At 48.7% G+C, this 3,253-nt stretch carries 1 pseudogene; it reads left to right on the top strand.

Going from position 1 to position 3,253, the window contains the following annotated elements:
- A pseudogene (locus ACGF7G_RS21765) lies at positions 1–1,888 on the top strand (hemagglutinin repeat-containing protein); the annotation flags it as partial.
- Positions 1,889–3,253: the final 1,365 nt, after the last annotated feature.

Raw genomic sequence — 3,253 nt, 5'->3', positions numbered from 1 at the left:
CGACTGAAAGCCTTACAAGGCACCAAAGCCGCCCTCAGTGGGGTCCAGGCGGTTCAGGCCGCCCGACTGGCCGATGCCAAAGGCGGTGACAACAAAACCAACAACAACTTGGTGGGTATCAACCTGTCCTACGGTAGCTAGTCCTCCCGTTCAGAGCAGAAACAGTACCAGACTACTCAACAGGGCAGCAGCCTGACCACTGGGGATAACCTCAATATCACCGCTACCGGCAACGACACTCCTGACCAGAACGGCGATATCCGTGTTCAGGGCGGTCGGTTACAGGCAGGCAAAGACCTGCAACTCAATGCCAACCGGGATATCCAACTGATCTCCAGCCAGAATACCGAACAGACCACTGGCAAAAACAGCAGTAGCGGCGGCTCACTCGGCGTAGGCTTCACAGCCGGGCCAGGCGGCACAGGTTTGAATGTCTCTGCTAACGTCAACCACGGCAAAGGCCGTGAAAGCGGTGACGGCGTCAGCCATAACGAAACCACCGTGGATGCGGGGCAAACCGTCACCCTCAATGCCGGCCGGGATGCCACCCTCAAAGGTGCCCAGGTCAGTGGCGAACATATTACCACCGACGTAAAACGCAACCTGACGCTCACCAGCGAGCAGGACAGCAACCGCTACGATATGAAGCAGCAGAACGTCAGTGCCGGTGCCAGTGTCACGGTCGGCCCTCAGACTGATGGGACAGTGAGTCTCAGTATTGGCCGCGATAAAATCCACAGCAACTTTGACTCCGTGCAGGAACAGACCGGGCTGTTTGCCGGCAAAGGCGGTTATGAGGTGAAGGTGGGTGAACACACTCAGCTTGACGGTTCGGTGATTGCCAGTACCGCCGATAAAGACAAAAACACCCTGGAGACCGGTACCCTGAGCTTCGGGGATATTCAAAACAAAGCGGATTTCAAAACCGAACACCGGAGCGCCGGATTCAGCACCGGCGGACCAATAGGCAGCTCATTGCTGAGTAATCTGGCCTCCAATACCCTGGGGGGCGCGAATAAAGAAGGCCATGCCCAAAGTACCACTCATGCTGCCGTTAGTGACGGCACGATTGCTCTCCGGGATAAGGACCATCAACAGCAGGATATCACTACCCTGAGCCGTGATACGGATAATGCCGGCAATGCGTTAAGTCCTATCTTTGATAAAGAGAAAGAGCAGAAACGACTGAGACAGGCGCAACTCATTCGGGAAATCAGCGCACAGGTAATTGATATTGCCGGTACCGAGGGGTCTATTATCGCCACCAAAGCCGCCAACGCGAAAATGGCGAATATCAACGAGCAGGACAAAGCGGATGCCAGAGCGAAATTGGCGAAAACCAGTACTCTCCCCCCAACAGAGGATGACATCAAAAACCAAATCTACAACACGGCTTACAATCAGGCACTGAATGATTCCGGCTTTGGTACCGGCGGTAAATACCAGACTGCCTTACAGGCTGCAACGGCAGCCATTCAGGGGCTGGCTGGAGGTGATATTGGTCAGGCACTGGCGGGAGGGGCTTCACCGTATCTGGCCGGGGTGATTAAGGATATGACCACCGACCGGCAAACCGGTAAAGTGGATATCGCGACCAATACGCTGGCCCATGCGATTCTGGGAGCTGCGGTTGCGGAAGCCAGTGGGAACAGTGCATTGGCGGGTGCTGCGGGTGGGGCTTCCGGTGAACTGGCCGCCCAGGCACTGATGAAGCATATTCATGGTGAAGATGTTAAAGTCAGTGACTTAAGTGAAGAGGAAAAGCAGACTATCAGCACCCTCTCCACTCTGGCGGCGGGTCTGGCAGGTGGAATTGCCGGTGACTCTACCGGAAGCGCCGTTACCGGGGCACAGGCTGGGAAGAATGCGGTGGAGAATAACTTCCTGAAAGCAGGTCAGATCACCTCATGGTTGGAAAAATATAAAGCATCATCTACTGATGAAGAAAAGAATCGCTTAATTGAGGTTGCCAGTAAAGCTGATCAAGATCAGCAACAGAAAGCTATTGAAACTAAGATTTCAAAAGATTATCTGATGAAACAACAGGAAGAGTTGATCAAGCTTATTCAATCACCAAATTGTGACGCTAACTGTACAAAATTAACAGAATATAGCCTTAACCAGATTAGCCCAGTAATTGATAATTACGATACATTGCAGAAAAGCAATAATATCCCACGGGCAGTAATTGCAACAATTTCTCTAGCCTTACCGACATTAGCTAAAACGGCTACACCTGCTGTTACTAATTGGATTGGAAGTACGACTATTGCAAACAGAGCTATAGGTGTAGGTACTACAGGCTTAGCCAACCTGGGAATGCAAGGTTACAACATCTACAACAATCCTCAAGAAAACTTTAGCTATACCAGTTTCGGGACATCTTTGATTACAGGCGGTACAACGGCAGGAATGGGGTATTGGGGTACTGCTGCAACTAACACATTAGGCGCAGGTGTTTCTAGCGTAATTGATGGAAATTCTCCGTGGTTACCGATGGGAGGGGCGTTTGTAGGATCATCAGTAGGCTATGGAGTGACAAAGGGAACTACTAACTATTTGGATAATAAAATGAATCCTTGGTCAAATGGATTTAAAGAAAGATTCAATTTAATCAATCCTTCGATATCTGCACCACCGTTAGTATCCCCTACTCCTGGCATTGTTGGTAGTGCAGTAGGAGCTGTTGGTTCTGAAACTGCAAATAAAGTAATTATGGATGAGTTAAGTTCTAAGGATAAAAAATGAAATTTATAATCTATTTTTTATATTGGTCTTTAGTTCAGAGCGTAGGTGTGTTCATCACGGTCATGGCGGTAAAATTGTTAGTTAAATTTGTTCTTTATTTTGAAACTGACGTGTTTTTCATCGGTTATAAAGATATTGTTGAGGCTATTGGAATAGGTGTCGTTATAGGGATATTCCTAGGTGGTGTTATTTGTTTGATAAATTATCTTCAACATAAAAGATTTTAGGAAAAGTTTAATGTCGTCATAATGTTAAGAAGATCCCAACTAAAGTGAACTACCCCCCGAAAGTTGGACACCCAATAACCAACAAGTAGGGGGAAATTCTATGTGAAGAGTTACAGTAAGTGTTTACTCACATTTAAGCGAGTACCCATTAACATCACCAGTGCGGAAAACAGTCACACCGCTATCTCCAAAACTGAACAGAAACAAAGCGGTTTGACTGTGGCCCTGTCCGGGACAGCCGGCAGTACCGTGAATACTGCGGTACAAGCCGTCAAAGC

This window comes from Photorhabdus sp. RM323S (assembly GCF_042879375.1).
In the GTDB taxonomy this organism is placed as follows: domain Bacteria; phylum Pseudomonadota; class Gammaproteobacteria; order Enterobacterales; family Enterobacteriaceae; genus Photorhabdus; species Photorhabdus tasmaniensis.
Note: the sequence above shows the minus strand (reverse complement) of the source record. Positions and strands in the feature narration are given on the sequence as shown.